Consider the following 19,374-nt stretch of genomic DNA (forward strand, 5'->3'; position numbering starts at 1 on the left):
TCGGTACGGGTTTGAAAGCGAGGTGGTCTATTCGGGCTGGCCGCGTGCGCGCAGCAGGTCGGACAGGCTGCGCGGCGCCGGTTCGAGCGGCGTGCGGTGCTGCGTCCAGCCCATCTGCTTCGCGGGCGTCAGCGCGCGCAGGCGTGTCGCCGTCCAGCGGAACGCGCGGTACGCGCGCGGATGCGCGAATGCGCCGGACCAGAAGCGCCACACGAGGTCTTCCGCGCGGTTGTAGTTCGCGCCCTGGCCGCGCAGCGGATGCGCGACGGGTTCGTCGGGCTTGCGGTTCGCCTCGGTGCGCAGCCGCACGAGCAGTTGCGGGATCGGGATCCGGACCGGGCACACCTCGCCGCATGCGCCGCACAGCGTCGACGCGGTCGGCAGGTCGGCCGTCGCGTCGAGACCGAGCAGGTGCGGCGAGATGATCTTGCCGATCGGCCCCGGGTAGGTCGTCCCGTACGCGTGGCCGCCGATGCGCGTGTAGACGGGGCAGTGGTTCATGCACGCGCCGCAGCGGATGCACTGCAGCGTCGCGCGCAGTTGTTCGTCCGCGTAGGCCTGCGTGCGCCCGTTGTCGAGCAGCACGAGATGCAGTTCGCGCGGGCCGTCGCGTTCGCCGTCGCGGCGCGGGCCCGAGATCAGGTTGAAGTAGGTCGTGATCGCCTGGCCGGTGGCCGAGCGCGTGAGCAGGCTCGACAGCGGCACGATGTGCTCGAGTTTCTCGACGACCTTCTCGATGCCCATGATCGCGACGTGCGTGTCGGGCACCGTCGTCGACAGGCGGCCGTTGCCTTCGTTCTCGACGAGCCACAGCGTGCCCGTGTCGGCCGCCGCGAAGTTCACGCCCGACAGGCCGATGTCGGCTTCCGCGAATGCGCGGCGCAGCGCGCGCCGGCCGGTCTGGATCAGCTCGTCGACGTCCTCCGTGTAGCGCGTGCCGGGGATGTGTTTCTCGAACAATCCGGCGATGTCGCCGCGCGTCTTGTGGATCGCCGGCATCACGATATGCGACGGCTTCTCGCCCGCGAGCTGCACGATGAACTCGCCCATGTCGGACTCGATGCAGTCGACGCCGTGATCCGCGAGGTAATGGTTCAGCTCGATTTCCTCGCTCGCCATCGACTTGCCCTTGATCACGCGGCGCGCCTTCTTCGCCTGCGCGATGCCGAGCACGATCGCGTTCGCGTCGGCGGCCGTCTCGGCCCAGTGCACGTGCACGCCGGCTGCCGTGAGCTTCGCCTCCAGCCGCTCGAGCAGTGCGGGCAGTTGCGCGAGCGCGTGCTGCCGCACGGCTTCGCCGAGATCGCGCAGCTGCTGCAGCTCGGTGTCGTCGGGGAACTGGGTCGCGCGCTTGCCCTGCAGGAAGTCCATCGCGCCGCGAAAGCTCCGGCGCAGTGCGGGATCGTCGAGCGCGGCGCGCGCGCGGGCCTTGAAGTCGCCGGGGGCGACGAATTGCAGCGGTTGGTCGCTCATCGCGGCAGGTCCTGGCAGGCGGTTGCGGTCGGTTCGGTGACGATCACGACCCATAGGTTGCGCGGCCCGTGTGCGCCATACGCGAGGGTCTGCTGGATGTCGGAGGTCTTCGACGGGCCCGACACCAGCACGACGTTGGTCGGCATGCCGGCGTGCCAGCGCTCCGCGTGCACGGCCGCGTGGAGGTCCGCGTGCAGCGTGTTCGCATGGACGAGGGCGACGTGCAGCGGCGGCACCAGCGACACCGTGCGCGGCGTGGCGGCATCGGGCGCGAGCACGATGGTGCCGGTTGCCGCGATGCCCGAGCGCGCGACGGTGAAGCCGGCGTCGATCGTGTCGAACAGTTCGGCTTTCCACACGTCGATCGGCCGGTCGAACGGCACCGGCGCGACCGCGTCGGGCAGCACGCGCGCGAGGGCAGCGGATTCGGCCCGGGCCGGGTCGAGCAGCAGGCGACGCACGCCGGCGTCGGCGAGCCGCGCGGCAAGCTGCGCGGGCCACGCATCGGCGGTGGCGCACCAGACGTCGGCGTGCGACGCGGCGAGTGCGGCCTGCATCGTCTGCGCGAGCGCATGGGAATCGGGGGCGACCGGTGCGCGGCGCGCCGCGTAATGCGTGTCGATGCGCGCATCGAGGGCGGGGGCGGCGTTCGCTGCGACGCCGGGCGCGGCGGCGCGCAGGCGTGCGAGGATGGCGTCGCGCGCGCTCATTGCGCGTCTCCGCGCAGCGAGCCGGCGCCTGCCGTGCGGCGCCACAGGAAGCTCGCGAGATGCTCGACGGGCAGCGTCGCGCCGGCCTTGGCCGCTGCGTGGCCGATGTTCAGCAGGCAGCCGCAGTCCGCCGACACGAGTCGGTCGCCGCCCGTCGCGCAGGCCGATGCGACCTTGTCGCGCACCATCGCGCCGGAGATGTCGGGGTGCTTCAGCGAGAACGTGCCGCCAAAGCCGCAGCATTCCGATTCGCGTTCGTGTTCGATGCGCGTGACGCCCGGCAGCGCGTCGACGAGCGCGACGCCGTGCACGCGCGTGCCCATCTCGCGGCGGGCCGCGCACGACGTATGCAGCACCACGCGCTCGTCCGGGCCGGCGTTCGTGTCGATGCGGTCGAGCCGCACGTCGAGCACGTGGACGAGGAATTCGGCGAGTTCGTAGGTGCGCTCCGCGATCGCGCGCGCCTTGGGGCCGTGCACGGGGTCGTCGGCGAACAGGGCCGGCCAATGGTGCCGGATCATGCCCGCGCACGAGCCGGACGGCACGATCACGGGCCACGGCTCGGCGAACAGATCGAGCTGCGCGGCCGCGACGCCGTGCGCCTCGTCGGGATTGCCGCTGCTATAGGCCGGCTGCCCGCAGCAGCTCTGGCCGCGCGGATAGTGGACGGTCAGGCCTTCGCGTTCCAGCAGGCGGACCGCGTCGAGCCCGGCTTCGGGGACGAACAGGTCGACCAGGCAGGTCGCGAACAGATAGACGTGCGCGGGGGCGGCGGCGGGGTAGTGCCTTTCGTTCATGTCTCGCTCCAGGGGGCCGGCCCGGCAGGTGAATGCGGGACGACGATTTCGCTGCATAATTCCCGCGACGACGCCGTAGCTCAAATTGGTTGGGCCAATCGGCACGGCGGGTATTCCGATGGAGAGACGGCGATGGCGGCGATGACGGCACGGGGCCGGACCGAAGTGGTGATGCGCAAGATCGAGACGGCGCTGCTCGACGGCACCTGGCCGGCCGGTGCGCGGCTGCCGGCCGAGCGCGTGCTCGCGCAGCAGTACGGCGTGGCGCGCAATACGGTGCGCGAGGCGACCCAGCGGCTCGTCGCGCGCGGGCTGCTGCAGAGCCGGCGTGGCGCGGGCGTGTACGTGACGGACCAGTTGCGCGCGGGCATTGCATCGCCGTGGGGCCAGCTGGTCGCCGACCACCCGGCGCTGCGCGACGACATACTCGAATTCCGTCGCGTGCTCGAAGGCGCGACCGCGTATTTCGCCGCGCTGCGCGCGGATGCGAACGACCGGCGCCGGATCCGTACGCTGCTGCGCGAGCTCGAGACCGCGCACGCGAACGACGACGCGGCCGTCGAGGCATCGACCGACGCGAAGCTGCACGAGGCGATCGCGCTGGCGTCGCACAACACGATGTTCCTGCACCTGCACACGAGCGTGATCGGGATGCTGCGCGAGCACATCTCGATCAACGTCGCGGGGATGACGACGCACGACGAGCAGGCGTCCGAGCTGCTGTTGCTGCAGCACCGGGTGGTCTGCGAGGCGATCTGCGCGCACCGGCCCGAGGAGGCGCGCACCGCGATGCAGACCCATATCGACTATGTGCGCAGCCACTTCGAGCGAAGCGGCGATACGCCCTGAGATTGGTTGGACCATGGGTGCCGCAGGCCTGTCCGGCGGCCGAGCCGCGGGCTGCCGTTCCTGGATGCCCTCGCCGGCGGCGCGCGTAGCGGTTGCACGGCGCCGCATGCGCGAGCCGCGCGATTGACCGGTTCATCGGGCGCCCACTAGAATCGACCGGAGCCACCCGTCAGCCGCACGCTGCGGCGTTTGCGGACCCGTTGATCCGCCTGTCGAGGAAGTTTCCGTGCTTACGTCTTTGATCCGGCGCGCGCCGGCCGCGCTGTCGTGGCGCGCCGCCTGCCGCCCGGCCCGTGCGCTCGCCGTCTGCGCGCTGCTGTCGCTGGTCGCCGCCTGCGCGACGCATCCGCCCGCCACCACGCTCGATCGCCCCGTCTCGCACGCGTTGCCGACCGATACCGCGACGCCGCTGCGCAACGCGCTGGCCGCGCCGGAAGCGGCGCATCCGGGGCAATCGGGCTTCCGGCTGTTGCCCGACGGCGCGACCGCGCTGCAGATGCGCATCGCGCTCGCGCGCGCGGCGACGAAGACGCTCGACATGCAGTACTACATCGCGACCGAGGACACGACCGGCAAACTGCTGCTCGGCGCGGCGCTGTATGCGGCCGATCGCGGCGTGCGTGTACGGATGCTGGTCGACGACCTGAATTTCCGCGACATCGACCGCGTCATGGCCGCGCTGAATACGCACCCGAAGATCGAGATTCGCGTGTTCAATCCGTTCGGCGCGTCGCGGTACGGAGTGATCGAGCGCACGGCCAACTCCCTGACGCGAATCGACAGGTTTACGCGGCGGATGCACAACAAGGCGATGATCGCGGACAACCAGATCGCGATCGTCGGCGGCCGCAATCTCGGCGACGAATACTTCAGCGCGAGCCCGACGCTGCAGTTCCGCGATCTCGACGTGCTCGCGGCCGGCCCCGTGACGAACGACATCTCGACGAGCTTCGACGACTACTGGGCAAGCGCGAGCAGCTATCCGCTGCGGGTGCTGAATCATCAGACGTTCGATCCGAAGGATCTCGACGCGATGCGCGACGAGCTGCGCGACCACTGGCGCAAGAACGCAGATCCGTACAACGCGAAGCCGCTGAACGCGACGCCGCTCGCGCAGCAGATCGCGCGCGACGAGCTCGAGCTCGTGTGGGCGCCCGCCGAATTCAAGGTCGACGCACCGGACAAGGTCATGCGGCCGACCGACGCGTACGTGAGCCCGCCGATGCAGCGCCTCGTCGAACTGACGCGCGGCGCGCAGCAGGAATTTCTCGCGTTTTCGCCGTATTTCGTGCCGCACGACGCGGGCGTGAAGATCCTCGGCGACACGACCGCGCGCGGCGTGCGCGTCGCGATCCTGACCAATTCGCTCGCCGCGACCGACGCGGTCGCCGTACAGGCCGGCTACGCACCGTACCGCGTGCCGCTGCTGCTTCACGGTGTCGAACTGTACGAATTCAAGGCGCGGCCGAACTCACCGCGTGCGGGCCTGTTCGGCTCACGCTCGCGCGCGAGCCTGCATGCGAAGGCGTACGTGATCGACCGCAAGATCCTCGTGATCGGCTCGATGAACCTCGATCCGCGTTCCGCGCACCTGAATACGGAACTCGCGCTCGTGATCCACAGCCCGACGATCGCGCAGCAGGCCGCGACGATCTTCGCGCGCGTGACGCAGCCCGACGAAAGTTACCGCTTGAGCCTCGCGACGCCGGCGGGCGGAGGCACGCCCGAACTCGTGTGGACCGGCACCGACAACGACGAGCCGGCCACCTATCACGTCGATCCGCATGCCGGGCTGATGCGCAACCTGATGACCGGCCTCTTCATGCTGCTGCCGGTCGACGACCAGTTGTAAGGGCCGGAACGGCTCGGGCCAAACCCGCGATACCGGTGCGCGGGGAAAGGTGATATGGTTGTGTGCGCAACGATATGCGTATCGTGACGGGTGCCGCCGGGCGGCTCGCGCAATGCGGGCCGCGGCGGTGCCGAACGACGCAGCGCACGCGCACGCGCACGCGCACGCGCCTGCGCTTGACGCACCGGCGCGCTGCGTGCGCCGCCAGGAGACGAGGGACGTTGCGCGAGCCGCCCGCGCGGCCGCCGCGCCCGCAACCGGAGTGCCCCATGCAACGTGTACCGAACCAGCCGTTCACGCGTCCCGCCCGCTTTTCCGAAGCCGAATGGCAGGCGCGCGTGCAGCTCGCGGCCGCCTACCGGATCTTCGACCATCTCGGCTGGACCGAGCTGATCTACAACCATATCTCGCTGCGCGTGCCGGGTGAGGACGGCCATTTCCTGATCAATCCGTTCGGGCTCCATTACCGCGAGGTATGCGCGTCGAACCTCGTGAAGATCGACATCGACGGCAACGTGACCGGCCATTCCGACTGGCCGATCAATCCGGCCGGCTTCACGTTCCACAGCGCGATCCATGCGGCGCTGACCGACGCGCACTGCGTGATGCACGTGCACACGACGCCGACGATGGCCGTGTGCTGCTCGCGCGACGGGCTGTCGTTCTCGAACTTCTATTCGGCGCAGTTGTACGGGAAGATCGCGTATCACGACTTCGAGGGCATCACCGTGCATCTGGAGGAGGGGCGGCGCATCGTCGAGAGCGCCGGCGGGCGGCCCGTGCTGCTGCTGCGCAACCATGGGCCCGTGACGATCGGCGCGACGCTCGCGCAGACCTTCTCGTTGATGTGGCTGCTCAATCGCGCGTGCGAGGTGCAGGTCGCGACCCACGCGATCGGCGACGCACTGCCGATCGCGCCGCCGGTGCTCGAGGGCTGCGTGCGCGATTCGCTTAACTTCGATCCGAAGCACGGCGCGGGGCAGGACGCATTCGACGCGTTGCAGCGCATCGTCGATCGGATCGATCCGGGCTATCGCGCGTGAGGGTGTGGTGTCTGCGACGTCGAACTCGATCGCCGCGGCGACAATTGATTCGTGATGCTTGACGGCCCGCGAAGCGCAACGTGCCCGACGATGCGTGCACGCCACCCGGGCACGGGCAAAAAAAACGCGGCCGGATGGCCGCGTGAATACTCGCAGACTCCTTCGGACGAAGGAAACAAGCAACTGTGAGACGAAGTGTAGCGAAAGGCCGCGCGCGGATTCAGGGCTCCCGCTGCAAAGGTCTCTTCCAGGTTCCGTCAGGCTGGCGAGCGACGCAGCGGTGCCGGATCGGCGGCGATCGACTACCATCATGGAACGTCGCCGTCCGGGCGGCGTACCCCGTCGTACAAGGAGGATTCATGCCGAAGCTGCGTTTGCTCCAGGTGGCGTTGCTCGCGGGCGTCCTGGCCGCCGGCAGTGCCGCCGCCGAAACGGTGCGCCTGTCCGCCAGCCTGCAGCCGTCGAGCGAAGTGCCGCCCACCGCGACCAAGGGCGCCGGCGCCGTCGATGCGACCTACGACACGGCCACCCACATGCTGCAGTGGACGGTGACTTACGAACACCTCACGGGGCCGGCTACCGCCGCGCATTTCCACGGGCCCGCGCCGGTCGGCCAGAACGCCGGCGTGCAGGTACCGATCCCGAAGGACGCGCTCGCGAGCCCGATCAAGGGCTCGAAGGAGCTCACCGACTCGCAAGTGACCGACCTGATGGGCGGCAAGTGGTACTTCAACGTGCACACGAAGGAGCATCCGTCCGGCGAGATCCGCGGCCAGATGATGCCGGCGAACTGAGGCCGGCGTTTGATATAGAGGCTCCCGTCGAGCAGCGCGGCGACGATCGCACGTACCATCGTCACACTGCGACGACGGAGTGGGTGTTCGATGAGTTGGCAAAGCAAGTTCGCGTGCTGGCTGCTGCGCTGGCAGTTTCGTCCCGAGACCACGCGCCCGGTGCTCGATCCTGCCCGCGCGCGGCGCTTTACCGACCTGAGAATGATCGTGCCGCGTCGCGCGCCGTCGGGCTACCGGCTGCGCGAATGCTACGGTCCCGGCGACGCGCCGCTGCGCGGCGAATGGCTCGAACGCACCGATGCGGTCGCCGCTCGCGGGCCCGGCCGCACGCTGCTGTACTTCCACGGCGGCGGCTACTACTTCTGTTCGACGAAGACCCATCGGCCGCTCGTGTTCGGCCTCACGAAGCGCGCGGGCGTGCGCTCGTTCTCGCTCGACTACCGGCTCGCGCCCGAGAACCGCTTCCCGGCCGCGCTCGACGACGCGCTGGCCGCGTACCGGCAATTGCTCGCGCTCGGCACGCCGCCCGAGTCGATCGTGTTCGGCGGCGATTCGGCGGGCGGGGGCCTCGCGCTCGCGACGCTCGTCGCGCTGCGCGATCGCGGCGAGCCGTTGCCGGCGGGCGCGATCCTGTTCTCGCCGTGGACCGACCTGGCCGGCACCGGCGACACGATGCGCAGCAACGACGGCCTCGACCCGATGTTCGCGGCTGCGGCGCTGCCGAAGGCAGCGAAGCTGTATCTGGGAGACGAATCGGCGACGCATCCGTACGCGTCGCCGCTCTACGCGGACTTCACGGGGCTCCCGCCGCTCTTCATCCAGGCCGGCAGCACCGAGGTGCTCCTCGACGATTCACGCCGTGTCGCCGACAACGCGAAGGCGGCCGGCGTGCCGGTGGAGATCGAGGTGTGGCCCGACATGCCGCACGTGTGGCAGCTGTACACGCCGATGGTGCCGGAGTCGCGCGACGCGCTCGACCGTGCGGCCGCGTTCCTGCGCCGCGTCGCGGTCGAGCGGGCGGTTCAGCGCGTGGGCGAGCCGTCGATCGCCTGATACGCGGCCTGCACGACGACCGGGCCGTACTTGCGCTCGAGCCGGCGCACGGTGAAGTGGCCGTGCGCCATCTGCTGGAAGTGGTCGATGAACAGCGTGTTGACGGTCGCGCCGAGCACCGCGCCGATCGCCGGGATCGACTTCGCGGCCATCTGCTCGGTGACCTGTACCGAAAAGCGTGATGCTACAGTCTGCACGAGCTTGAACACCGCCGCCGAGCTGTGCGCGGCGATCCCTTTCGTCGTGATGTCGGACGACGCCTTCGAAATCGCCTGCGCGAGCGCGCCGCGCAGCACGAAATAGCCGAGATCGGCGTCCTCTTCCCGCTTGTCCGCATTGCCGCCCATGCCGAGCACGGCCAGGCACTGCAACTGCGTATCCACCGAGCCCAGGTCCTCGCCCTCGCTGCGCGCGATGTCGCACACCGAGCGGAAGATCAGCGTGGTCGTCACCGGCAGCTCGACCGGCAGCGCGAGGAAACCGAACGCGCCGCCCGCCGCGCCGGTCGTCGCGACCGCGAGCTTGTGCAGCAGGTTGCTCGGCTTGTCCGGCTCGGCATCGGGCGTCTGCGGCTTGCCGAGCGTGCGCAGCGCGATGTTCAGGCACTTGCGCAGCGCAAGCTGCGTCGCGTCGTTGATCTTGCCGGTCGCGAAGTCGGGCAGCCGTGCGATCATCTTCTCGACTGGCGCGCCCAGCACGCCCGTCAGCTTCATCGTCAGCGACGGGCTTTCCAGCACCTGTTTCGCGCGCCGCAAGGCGTCCTGGTCGTCCGGCGACAGCGTCGCGGCGGGCGTGATTGAAATCGGTTCCATCTTTCTCCCTGGCGGCCATAGGCCCCAAATCCGTCGCCAGCCTAGATTACTCCGGCGTGCTAGAATTTTGAGGTTGTTTGACTCGTCAAAAGTTGCATCAACAAAAAATGGCCGTCCATACTGCCGCCCACCATTCGAGCGGGCAAGTCCTGCCGTTCCGTGAATCGCTGCTGGCGATGATCGGGATTTCGTTCGTCACCATGCTCGTCGCGCTCGACCAGACGGTCGTCGGCACCGCGTTGCCGACCATCGTCGCCGAGCTCAAGGGGTTCGACCTGTATGCGTGGGTTGCGACCTCGTATCTGCTCAGTTCCGTGATCACCGTGCCGATCTTCGGCCGGCTCGGCGACTATTACGGCCGCAAGCCGTTCGTGATCGTGTCGATCGTCGTGTTCACCGGCGCGTCGGTGCTATGCGGGATGGCCAACGACATGCTGTTCCTGGTGCTGGCGCGCGGCCTGCAGGGGATCGGCGGCGGGATGCTGGTCGGCACCGCGTTCGCGTGCATTCCGGACCTGTTTCCCGATTCCGTCGTGCGGCTGCGCTGGCAGGTATTGATGAGCTCTGCGTTCGGCATTGCGAACGCGGTCGGGCCGTCGCTCGGCGGGATCCTGACCCAGTCGTTCGGCTGGCGCTCGGTGTTCTACGTCAACCTGCCGGTCGGCCTGCTGTCGCTGTTCTTCGTGTGGCGCTACCTGCCGCATCTGCGCCATGTCGAGCACGACCGCAAGATGCAGCTCGACTGGCCCGGCGCGCTGCTGATCGCGCTGTCGCTCGGCGCGCTCCAGCTGTTCGTCGAATGGCTGCCGAAGTATGGCGTCATGAGCTGGGCGTCGCTGCTGCTGGTCGTCGCGGTCGGCGCCGGCGTCGGCCTGTGGCATTGGGAAAAGCGCTGCACGCAGCCGATTCTGCCGTTCGACATGTTCGGCAACCGCGCGCTGTCGGCGCTGTTCGTGCTCGCGATCCTTGCCGGCTTCTCGATGTTCTCGCTGCTGTTCTACGCGCCGCTGCTGTTCCAGGGCGGCTTCGGAATGTCGCCGAAGGAGGCGGGGCTCGTGATCACGCCGCTCGTCGTGTTCATCACGATCGGCAGCATCATGAACGGCCGCGTCGTCACGCGCATCCGCAATCCGAATACGATGCTGCACGTCGGTTTCGTGCTGTTCGCGATCGCGTGCGCGGGCATCGTCGTGTCGACGCACACGACGCCGACCTGGGTGCTGATGGCGCTGATGGTCGCCGGCGGCATCGGCCTCGGCTTCGTGCTGCCGAACCTCACCGTGTTCGCGCAGCAGACGGCCGGCCGCGAGCACCTCGGCATCGCGACGGCGCTGCTGCAGTCGCTGCGGATGGTCGGCGGGATGATCGGCACCGCGCTGACGGGCACGCTGGTCAACCAGATGTATTCGAGCGGCGTGCGCGATGCGTTGTCGGGCGACCACGCGCTGCAGTGGCACGCGCAACTCGCCGATCCGCAGATCCTGATCGACCGCGCCGCGCAGGGTGGTCTCGTCGCGGAACTGACCCGCGCCGGGCATAATGGCGCGCTGCTGCTGGAAGCGGCCCGCGAATCGCTGGTCGGCGCGATTCACCTGGGGGTCGCGATGGCGGCCGTCGTCGCCGTGGTGTCGGTGTGGCAGTGTCGCCGCGTGCCGCCGATCGCGCTGCGGCGCAAGATCGAACCGCATGTCGCGGCCGATTGAACGATTCACCGATTGAACGAGTAGACATCAGCGCATGGAAGAACAGGACCGCGTCGCGATCTTGCAGCAATTCGGACGCACGTATCGCGCATTCATGAGCGCGTTCGAAACGCACGTCGGGCAGCCGATGCCGCGCTGGCGCATCATGGTCGCGCTGCACACGATGGGCGGGCATTCGTCGCAGAAGAAGCTCGTCGAGGTGTTGCGCATCGATCCGGGCGCGCTCACGCGCCAGCTGAAATCGCTCGATGCGCTCGGCTGGATCGAGCGCGCGTCCGACGCCCGCGACAACCGCGTGACCAACGTCACGCTGACCGAAGACGGCCGCGCCGCGTTCGACGCGTGCCTGCCGCGCCGCAAGGCGTTTCTCGACCAGACGATGGCGCAACTGCCGGACGACGTGCTGACCGCGCTGTCGGGTGCGCTGGCGATGCTGGAGTCGCGGATTGCGGAAGTCGGCTCGACGCCGGCGCAGCACTGAACGGACGGGCGGAAGCGGCACGACGGGGCGCGCCCCGTCGACCGATCCGGATCGGCACGGCATGCGGGTCGCGCGAACCCGCCGCTGGCCGGCGTTTCACTTCATTTCATTCAGCTTCGTCTACAGCTCGATGCGCGTGCCCAGCAGCGTGAGGAACTGCGCGAGCCATGCCGGATGCGCGGGCCACGCGGGTGCGGTGACGAACGGCGCGTCGGTCACGGCCGCATCGACCGGGATGTCCGCGTACTCGCCGCCCGCGAGCTTCACTTCCGGCGCGCAGGCCGGGTAGGCCGAGATGCGCTTGCCGCGGATCACGTCGGCGGCCGCGAGCAGCTGCGCCGCATGGCAGATCGCGGCGATCGGCTTGCCGGCTTCGGCGAACGCGCGCACCAGCGCGATCACCTTCGCATCGAGACGCAGGTACTCGGGCGCGCGGCCGCCCGCGATCGCGAGCGCGTCGTAGGCCGATGCATCGACATCGTCGAACGTCGCGTTCAGCGTGAAGTTGTGGCCGGGCTTTTCGGTGTAGGTCTGGTCGCCCTCGAAATCGTGGATCGCGGTCTTGACCTTGTCGCCCGCGCGCTTGCCCGGGCAGACCGCATCGACGTGATGGCCGATGGCCTGCAGCGCCTGGAACGGCACCATCGTTTCGTAGTCTTCGGCGAAATCGCCGGTCAGGAACAGGATCTTCTTCGCGGCCATGGCTTTCTCCATTCAACAGCGTTGAGGGCCCGTTCGCGCCGCATACGGCAGACGGCGCTGCGGCGGCGAAGCGGCCCCGAGGACGAAAGCGCAGTGTACTCCGGCCGCTTGAAGCGCGCGTGACGGCCGCCCCGCGCGGCGGCAGGGCGGTGTGCGCGGAGCTTCAGAAGAAGGTTTCGACGACTTCCGTCACGCGGAACTGCGGATCGAGGACGAGCAGCTGGCGCCACTTGTCGAACGTCAGGCACGGGTGCGAGATGTCGAACGCGACCATGTCGCCGACCTTCACGTCCGCGCCCGGCGGGATCTGCAGGTACGCGTGCTGGTCCATCATCCCGGTGACGGCCCAGCCTTCGCTCGCGGCGACATCGCGCGGCGCGCTGTCGCGGCCCGGGCGGAAGTGGCGCGCCGGCTCGGGCAGGCCCGCGTCGAACGCCGCGTCGCGCTTGCCGAGCGCGATGATCGCGCGATCCTGCTCGGGCACCGACTGCACGTATGCCCACAGCTGCAGCGCCGGCAGCAGCCCTTCGCCCATCCTGCGGGCGATCGGGTTGCGCGCGAACACGTCGGTCTGCGCCTTCTTGTAGATGCCGACGTCGTGCGTCAGGTAGCAGCCCGGACGCAGCACGACTTCCGCAAAACCGGCGTCGGATGCCTTCGCGAATTCCTCCGCGACCACGTCGTACCACGCCGACCCGGCGCCCGACAGGATCGCCGGCGTGCGCGCGAAACGGCCGGCTTCGGCCAGCTCTCGCGTCAGCGCGACCGCGTCCTGCAGGAACGTGCGGATCTCGCCTTCCTCCTTCAGCACGCCTTCGTAGAGTTCGATGCCGGCCAGCTTCAGCGTGTCCGGATAGCGCGCGATTGCGTCGAGCACGGCCTGGCGTTGCGCGGCGTCGCGCACACCCGCGCGGCCGCCTGGCACGCCGAGCTCGAGCAGGACGTTCAGCGTCTTCTTCGCGTCGCCGAAGAAACGGCCGAGCTGGTCGACGCCGTCGGCCGAATCGACGAGGCAGAAGAATTCGAACTCGGGATCGGACAGCAGCTGAGCGACGATCGTCATGTTCTGGCGGCCGACCAGCTGGTTCGCGAGCAGCACGCGCCGTACGCCGCCGTGATACGCGGCCTGCGTCTGGTGCGCGGTCGCGAGCGTGATGCCCCATGCGCCGGCGTCGAGCTGGCGGCGGAACAGTTGCGGCGCCATCGTCGTCTTGCCGTGCGGCGCGAACTTCACGCCGTACTGCTGGACGAACGCCTGCATCCAGTTCAGATTGTGTTCGATGCGATCCGCGTACAGCACGGCGGCCGGCAGGCTGACGTCTTCCGCAAGCAGGTTCCACTCGAGGCGGCCCGCGTCGTCGAGCGGCACGCTCGCGCTCGGCAGGTTGCCGAGGCCCTTGCCCAACGGATTGATTGTCGGTTCCTGATAGTTTGTAACTTTCATGTCATCCCGCTCCATCATCACTATGCATTGCACTGAAGTTGACACGCAGATGGTACAGAAAGTAGCATCGGCGCGGTGATGTTATTTAGTAACATGAGGCGCCACACACTTTTCAGCAGATGAATTCGCACGCTACCCCGTCCGCTCCGTTCGCAGCCGAGCAACCGGCTTCGGTCGCCCAGCCGGTCCTCGACATCGTCGCGCGGATTGCCGAATGTGCGCCCGAGTTGCGCGAGGCCGAACGCAAGGTCGCCGCATTCATCCTCGCCGATCTCGCGCGCGCCGCGCATGCGAGCATCGGCGCGCTCGCGCGCGACGCGGAGGTCAGTGTCGCGACGGTCACGCGTTTCGCGAAGGCGGTGGGCTGCCGCGACGTGCGCGAACTGAAGGTGCTCGTCGCGCAGGCGGCGGCCGTCGGCCAGCGCTTTCTCGTGCCGGCCGATGAGCATCCGGAAGAAGACGCGAGCCCCGCATCGGTCGTCTACGACGAAATCCGCGTGGCACTCGCGCACAACCACCAGTTGCTGCGCAACACGTCGTTCGACGCGGCGGCCGACCTGCTCGCCGGCGCGAAGATGATCTACGTGTACGGGCAGGGCGGCGGTTCGACCGCGCTCGCTGACGAATTGCGCTTTCGGCTCGTGCGCTTCGGCCGGCCGGTCGCGACCTACCAGGACAGCCTGCTGCAGCGGATGGTGTCGGCGACGCTGTCGCGCGACGCCGTGGTCGTCGCGCTGTCGGTGAGCGGGCGCGTGCCCGAGCTGCTCGAGAGCTGCCGTCTCGCGAAGCGCTACGGCGCGAAGCTGATCGCGATCACCGCGCCGGCTTCGCCGCTCGCGAAGCTCGCCGACCACCTTATCCCGGTCGTCGCGTTCGAAACCGATTTCATTTACAAGCCTTCGACATCGCGCTACGCGATGATGATGGCGATCGACGTGCTCGTCACCGGCGTCGCATTGCGGCTCGGCGATGCGGGCCGAGAATCGCTGCGCCGCATCAAGCATGCGCTCGATGCGCACCGCGGCGGCGGAGACCGTCAACCGGTAGGAGACTGACCATGCATTCGCATCCCGAAGCCGCCGATACGCTGATCGTCGGCGCGCAGCTGTACGACGGCACGGGCGCGCCGCCCATCACGCGCGACGTCGCGATCCGCAACGGCGTGATCGCTGCGATCGGCAATCTGTCGAACTGGCTTGCCGAGACCGTCGTCGATGCGAACGGCCGCGCGCTCGCGCCGGGCTTCGTCGACGTGCACACGCACGACGACACGCACGTGATCCGCGCGCCGGAGATGCTGCCGAAGATCTCGCAGGGTGTGACGACGGTGATCGTCGGCAACTGCGGGATCAGCGCGTCGCCGGTGACGCTCGCGGGCGATCCGCCCGACCCGATGAACCTGCTCGGCGAGCGTGGCGCGTTCCAGTACCCGACCTTCGCCGCCTATGTCGCGGCCGTGAACGACGCGCGTCCGGCCGTGAACGTCGCGGCGCTCGTCGGTCACACCGCGCTGCGCAACAACCAGATGGACCGCCTCGATCGCGCGGCGACCGACGGCGAAATCGCCGGCATGCGCGCGCAGCTCGAGGAGGCGCTCGCGAACGGCGCGCTGGGGTTGTCGTCGGGCCTCGCGTACGGCTCCGCGTTCGCGGCGCCGACCGAAGAGGTGATGGCGCTCGCCGAGCCGCTCGCGAACGCGGGCGCGCTGTACACGACGCACATGCGCACCGAGTTCGACGCGATCCTCGACGCGATGGAAGAGGCGTACCAGGTCGGCCGCCATGCGCGCGTGCCGGTCGTGATCTCGCACCTGAAGTGCGCGGGTCCGTCGAACTGGGGGCGCAGCACTGAAGTGCTCGCATCGCTCGAAGGCGCGCGCCGCTACCAGCCGGTCGGCTGCGACTGCTATCCGTACAGCCGCAGCTCGTCGACGCTCGACCTGAAGCAGGTGACGGGCGACATCGACATCACGATCACGTGGTCGGAGCCGCACCCGGAGGTGGCTGGCAAGCTGCTGAAGGCGATCGCGGCCGACTGGGGCGTGACCGAGCAGGAAGCCGCGCAACGCATCCGCCCGGCGGGCGCCGTGTACCACAACATGTCCGAGGACGACGTGCGGCGGATCCTGTCGCATCCGGCGACGATGGTCGGCTCCGACGGCCTGCCGAACGATCCGCTGCCGCACCCGCGGCTGTGGGGCGCGTTCCCGCGCGTGCTCGGCCACTACGTGCGCGACACGAACCTGCTGCCGCTCGAGGAGGCGATCCGCAAGATGACGTCGCTGTCCGCGCGCCGCTACGGGATCGCGCGGCGCGGCGAAGTGCATGTCGGCTACCACGCGGATCTCGTGCTGTTCGATCCGGCGCGTGTGATCGATGCCGCGACGTTCGAGAAGCCGCAGCAGCCCGCGCACGGGATCGACGCGGTGTGGGTGAACGGCGTGCTCACGTATGAAAACGGTCAGCCGACCGGCGAGCGCGCCGGCGGCTTCGTCGCGCGCGGCGAGCGCGTGCCGGCGAGTGCCGACGCCGCGTTCTGAGCGCGGTCGTCGTTCCGATCTGCCGCGCGTGCCGTCGTCGGTGCGCGCATCCGCAACCGTGCGTTGCATGGGCCGGAGCCAGCGCTGACGCGCGGGCTGCGGTCGACATACAAGGAGTGAAACGATGAAGCGATATGGCGTGGGCGAAGCGAAGGGCACGGGCGGCCAGGTGATGCCGTTTGCACGTGCGGTCGAGGCCGATGGCTGGCTGTACGTGTCGGGCCAGACGCCGATGGTGAACGGCGAGGTCGTCGAAGGCGGCATCGTCACGCAGTCGAAGCAGACGATCGAGAACGTGATCGCGATCCTGAAGGAAGCCGGCTACGGCCTCGAGCACGTCGTGCGCTGCGGCGTGTGGCTCGACGACGCGCGCGATTTCGCATCGTTCAACAAGGTGTTCGTGTCGTACTTCGGCGAGCATCCGCCGGCACGCGCATGCGTGCAGTCGAGCATGGTCATCGACTGCAAGGTCGAAGTCGACTGCATCGCTTACAAGGCGCCGGCGAAGTAACGCACCCGCGCAATCCCCTGCGCACAGTGAAACAGCCCTGTCGACGCGAGCCGGCGGGGCTGTTTCGTTTCCGGCGGGCCGGTGTTACTGCCGCGCGGTCCGCGCGTTGTCCGGCATCGGCTGGTTGTAGTTGGTGCGGAACGGATTGATGTCGAGCCCGCCGCGGCGCGTATAGCGCGCATAGACGGCGAGCTTCACCGGTTTGCACGCATGCAGGATGTCGAGGAAGATGCGCTCGACGCACTGCTCGTGAAAGCCCGTGTGGTTGCGGAACGAGATGATGTAGCGCAGCAGCCCCGCGTGATCGATCTGCGGCCCGACGTAGTGAATTTGCACGCTGCCCCAGTCGGGCTGGCCGGTGACCGGGCAGTTCGAGCGCAGCAGATCGGACACGAGCGTTTCCTCGACCGGCGCTTCGTCCTCGGCCGCCGACAGCAGCGACGGATCGGGTTCGTACACGTCGGTGTCGAGGTCGAGCCGGTCGAGCGACAGCCCGTCGAGCTCATCCATCTCGAGCTTGCCGAAATCGTGCGCCGACACGAGCTGCACCGAGACGCTCGCGCCGCATGCGGCCGAGACGTCGCGCTTGAGCGTGTCGCGCACCGCGTCGATCGAGTCGAACTTCGACTGCGCGAACGAGCCGAGATACAGCTTGAACGACTTCGATTCGACGATGTTCGGCGATTCGGCCGGCACGTAGAAGGTCGCGACCGCGACCTGCGGCTTGCCGCGCGCATTGAGCCACGACAGCTCGTAGGCGTTCCAGATGTCGGTGCCGAAGAACGGCAGCGCGGCCGTGATGCCGAGCTGCTCGCGCGCGCCCGCGCGCGGGATCGGGAACAGCAGCGACGCGTCGTACTGGGCTGCGTAGACGGTTGCCTTGCCGAGCGGGGAGTGTTCGGGATTCATTGCGCGAAGCCTTTACGACAGGAAGAGGCGGTAAGCCGGATTGGCGCTCTCTTCGACATATGGATAGCCGAGCGCCGCGAGGAAGCGTTCGAATTCGGCGCGATCGGCCTGCGGCACCTGCAGCCCGACGAGGATCGAGCTGTAGTCCGCGCCCTGGTTGCGGTAGTGGAACAGGCTGATGTTCCAGTCCGGCGCCATCGACGACAGGAACTTCATCAGCGCGCCCGGCCGCTCCGGGAATTCGAAGCGGAACAGGCGTTCGTCGAGCGCAAGCGGCGAGCGGCCGCCCACCATGTAGCGGATGTGTTCCTTCGACAACTCGTCGTGCGTCAGGTCGACGGTCTTGAAGCCGTGCGACTCGAAGTTCGCGGCGATCTCGGCCGATTCGTCACGCCGCTTGATCTGCACGCCGACGAAGATGTGCGCGGATTGCGCATCGGCGATCCGGTAGTTGAACTCGGTCACGTTGCGGTCGCCCACGAGCGAGCAGAAGCGCTTGAAGCTGCCGCGCTCCTCGGGGATCGTGACCGCGAACACGGCTTCGCGCGCCTCGCCGACTTCCGCGCGTTCGGCAACGAAGCGCATCCGGTCGAAGTTCATGTTCGCGCCGGACGTGACCGCGACGAGCGTCTGGTTCTCGATGCCTTCGCGCTCCGCGTAGCGTTTCGCGCCCGCGACCGCGAGCGCGCCGGACGGTTCGAGCACGCTGCGCGTATCCTGGAACACGTCCTTGATCGCCGCGCACAGCGCGTCGGTGTCGACCGTCAGCACGCCGTCGAGGAATTCGCGGCAGAGCCGGAAGGTTTCCTCGCCGACGAGCTTCACCGCGGTGCCGTCCGCGAACAGGCCGACCTCGCTCAGCTCGACGCGCTCGCCCTTCTGCAGCGACTGCGCCATTGCGCACGAATCCTCGGCCTGCACGCCGAACACCTTGATTTCCGGCCGCACCGCCTTGACGTAGGCCGCCACGCCGGCCGCGAGCCCGCCGCCGCCGATCGGCACGAAGATCGCGTGAATCGGCCCCTGGTGCTGACGCAGGATTTCCATCGCGATCGTGCCCTGGCCGGCGATCACGTACGGATCGTCGAACGGGTGGACGAACGTGAGGTCGCGCTCCGCCTGCACCTTGACCGCGTGCGCGTAAGCATCGCTGTACGACTCGCCCGCCTGGATCACCTCGACGCTCGGGCCGCCGTGTGCGCGCACCGCATCCACTTTCACCTGCGGTGTCGTGATGGGCACGACGATCACCGCCTTGACGCCCATCCGTGCCGCCGAGAACGCGACGCCCTGTGCGTGGTTGCCGGCCGATGCGGTAATCACGCCGCGCGCGAGCGCGTCGGCCGGAATGTGCGCCATCTTGTTGTACGCGCCGCGCAGCTTGAACGAGAACACCGGCTGGTTGTCCTCGCGCTTCAGGTAGACGGGGTTGCGCAGTCGGGCCGACAGGTTGCGGGCGGATTCGAGTTCCGTCTCGAGCGCGACGTCGTAGACGCGCGCGGTAAGGATTTTCTTCAGGTAATCGTGGGATGCCATGGGCGCTCGCGTGCAGTGCGGAAGCAGACGGTAAAGGATCAATGATAGCGCCAAGGGTCCGTCCGCACGCAAGCGGCATGCCGGGCATACGGTCGCGGAACCGCGCCGGCGGGCATGTTTGCCGCTCGGAGTGTTCTTTTTTACCGGTTTAACCGCATGGTTACCG

At 68.4% G+C, this 19,374-nt stretch carries 18 protein-coding genes; 10 read left to right on the forward strand and 8 right to left on the reverse strand.

The window, feature by feature from the left end; translation table 11 throughout:
• Nucleotides 1–27 precede the first annotated feature (27 nt).
• Genes LGM71_RS20260 through LGM71_RS20270 form a run of 3 tightly spaced genes read right to left on the reverse strand, consistent with a single transcriptional unit; the run spans nucleotide 28 to nucleotide 2,980 of the window.
• Nucleotides 28–1,473 (reverse strand): LutB/LldF family L-lactate oxidation iron-sulfur protein, encoded by a 1,446-nt coding sequence (locus tag LGM71_RS20260; protein ID WP_124621277.1) that lies wholly within the window; start codon nucleotides 1,471–1,473, stop codon nucleotides 28–30.
• Nucleotides 1,470–2,183: a LutC/YkgG family protein gene (locus tag LGM71_RS20265; protein WP_226116128.1), complete on the reverse strand. Its 714-nt coding sequence runs from the start codon at nucleotides 2,181–2,183 to the stop codon at nucleotides 1,470–1,472. The genes LGM71_RS20260 and LGM71_RS20265 overlap by 4 nt, the downstream gene beginning before the upstream one ends.
• The gene (locus LGM71_RS20270; RefSeq protein WP_226116130.1) at nucleotides 2,180–2,980 is read right to left on the reverse strand and encodes a (Fe-S)-binding protein; all 801 of its coding nucleotides are present in this window, start codon (nucleotides 2,978–2,980) and stop codon (nucleotides 2,180–2,182) included. Before LGM71_RS20270 ends, LGM71_RS20265 begins: the two co-directional genes overlap by 4 nt.
• A 132-nt stretch (nucleotides 2,981–3,112) precedes the next feature.
• Here LGM71_RS20270 and LGM71_RS20275 point away from each other — a divergent pair, with 132 nt between their 5' ends.
• From LGM71_RS20275 to LGM71_RS20295, 5 genes are all read left to right on the forward strand, one after another.
• The gene (locus tag LGM71_RS20275; RefSeq protein ID WP_059607701.1) at nucleotides 3,113–3,829 is read left to right on the forward strand and encodes a FadR/GntR family transcriptional regulator; all 717 of its coding nucleotides are present in this window, start codon (nucleotides 3,113–3,115) and stop codon (nucleotides 3,827–3,829) included.
• 226 nt (nucleotides 3,830–4,055) lie between these two features.
• A complete protein-coding gene (locus LGM71_RS20280) occupies nucleotides 4,056–5,681 on the forward strand; it encodes a phospholipase D family protein (RefSeq protein WP_226116132.1) in 1,626 nt (541 codons plus the stop codon).
• Nucleotides 5,682–5,950: 269 nt separating this feature from the next.
• Entirely contained in the window at nucleotides 5,951–6,724 is a 774-nt protein-coding gene (locus LGM71_RS20285; protein ID WP_226116138.1) for a class II aldolase/adducin family protein, read from the forward strand.
• Nucleotides 6,725–7,083: 359 nt separating this feature from the next.
• The gene (locus LGM71_RS20290; protein WP_059607696.1) at nucleotides 7,084–7,518 is read left to right on the forward strand and encodes a CHRD domain-containing protein; all 435 of its coding nucleotides are present in this window, start codon (nucleotides 7,084–7,086) and stop codon (nucleotides 7,516–7,518) included.
• 90 nt (nucleotides 7,519–7,608) lie between these two features.
• A complete protein-coding gene (locus LGM71_RS20295; protein WP_124621283.1) occupies nucleotides 7,609–8,571 on the forward strand; it encodes an alpha/beta hydrolase in 963 nt (320 codons plus the stop codon).
• On the opposite strand, the gene LGM71_RS20300 is transcribed toward LGM71_RS20295, so the two are convergent.
• The gene (locus LGM71_RS20300; protein WP_226116140.1) at nucleotides 8,541–9,383 is read right to left on the reverse strand and encodes an EcsC family protein; all 843 of its coding nucleotides are present in this window, start codon (nucleotides 9,381–9,383) and stop codon (nucleotides 8,541–8,543) included. The genes LGM71_RS20295 and LGM71_RS20300 overlap by 31 nt on opposite strands.
• Before the next feature lie 107 nt (nucleotides 9,384–9,490).
• Between LGM71_RS20300 and LGM71_RS20305 the strand changes: the two genes are divergently transcribed.
• Nucleotides 9,491–11,086, forward strand: coding sequence for an MDR family MFS transporter (locus LGM71_RS20305; protein ID WP_059607690.1), 1,596 nt, complete (start codon nucleotides 9,491–9,493; stop codon nucleotides 11,084–11,086).
• Between the two features lie 34 nt (nucleotides 11,087–11,120).
• Nucleotides 11,121–11,567: a MarR family winged helix-turn-helix transcriptional regulator gene (locus tag LGM71_RS20310; RefSeq protein WP_059607688.1), complete on the forward strand. Its 447-nt coding sequence runs from the start codon at nucleotides 11,121–11,123 to the stop codon at nucleotides 11,565–11,567.
• Nucleotides 11,568–11,687: 120 nt separating this feature from the next.
• Here the strand turns inward: LGM71_RS20310 and LGM71_RS20315 are convergent, their stop codons facing one another.
• Nucleotides 11,688–12,269 (reverse strand): DJ-1/PfpI family protein, encoded by a 582-nt coding sequence (locus LGM71_RS20315; RefSeq protein WP_226116150.1) that lies wholly within the window; start codon nucleotides 12,267–12,269, stop codon nucleotides 11,688–11,690.
• A 163-nt stretch (nucleotides 12,270–12,432) separates the two neighbouring features.
• The gene (locus LGM71_RS20320; protein ID WP_226116152.1) at nucleotides 12,433–13,713 is read right to left on the reverse strand and encodes an amino acid deaminase; all 1,281 of its coding nucleotides are present in this window, start codon (nucleotides 13,711–13,713) and stop codon (nucleotides 12,433–12,435) included.
• A 119-nt stretch (nucleotides 13,714–13,832) separates the two neighbouring features.
• Here LGM71_RS20320 and LGM71_RS20325 point away from each other — a divergent pair, with 119 nt between their 5' ends.
• The 3 genes from LGM71_RS20325 (at nucleotide 13,833) to LGM71_RS20335 (ending at nucleotide 16,763) form a co-directional block, all read left to right on the forward strand.
• Nucleotides 13,833–14,768 (forward strand): MurR/RpiR family transcriptional regulator, encoded by a 936-nt coding sequence (locus LGM71_RS20325; RefSeq protein ID WP_124900915.1) that lies wholly within the window; start codon nucleotides 13,833–13,835, stop codon nucleotides 14,766–14,768.
• Between the two features lie 2 nt (nucleotides 14,769–14,770).
• Nucleotides 14,771–16,252, forward strand: coding sequence for an N-acyl-D-amino-acid deacylase family protein (locus tag LGM71_RS20330; protein WP_226116154.1), 1,482 nt, complete (start codon nucleotides 14,771–14,773; stop codon nucleotides 16,250–16,252).
• Nucleotides 16,253–16,376: 124 nt separating this feature from the next.
• Nucleotides 16,377–16,763 (forward strand): RidA family protein, encoded by a 387-nt coding sequence (locus tag LGM71_RS20335; protein ID WP_006751946.1) that lies wholly within the window; start codon nucleotides 16,377–16,379, stop codon nucleotides 16,761–16,763.
• An 84-nt stretch (nucleotides 16,764–16,847) separates the two neighbouring features.
• On the opposite strand, the gene queF is transcribed toward LGM71_RS20335, so the two are convergent.
• Both queF and ilvA read right to left on the reverse strand, forming a co-directional pair.
• On the reverse strand, nucleotides 16,848–17,672 hold the full coding sequence (gene queF / locus LGM71_RS20340; RefSeq protein ID WP_226116165.1) for an NADPH-dependent 7-cyano-7-deazaguanine reductase QueF: 825 nt from the start codon (nucleotides 17,670–17,672) through the stop codon (nucleotides 16,848–16,850).
• Nucleotides 17,673–17,684: 12 nt separating this feature from the next.
• Nucleotides 17,685–19,208 (reverse strand): threonine ammonia-lyase, biosynthetic, encoded by a 1,524-nt coding sequence (ilvA, locus tag LGM71_RS20345; RefSeq protein ID WP_059607674.1) that lies wholly within the window; start codon nucleotides 19,206–19,208, stop codon nucleotides 17,685–17,687.
• Nucleotides 19,209–19,374 lie beyond the last annotated feature (166 nt).

The organism is Burkholderia sp. AU33545 (assembly GCF_020419685.1).
Classification (GTDB): Bacteria; Pseudomonadota; Gammaproteobacteria; order Burkholderiales; family Burkholderiaceae; genus Burkholderia; species Burkholderia diffusa.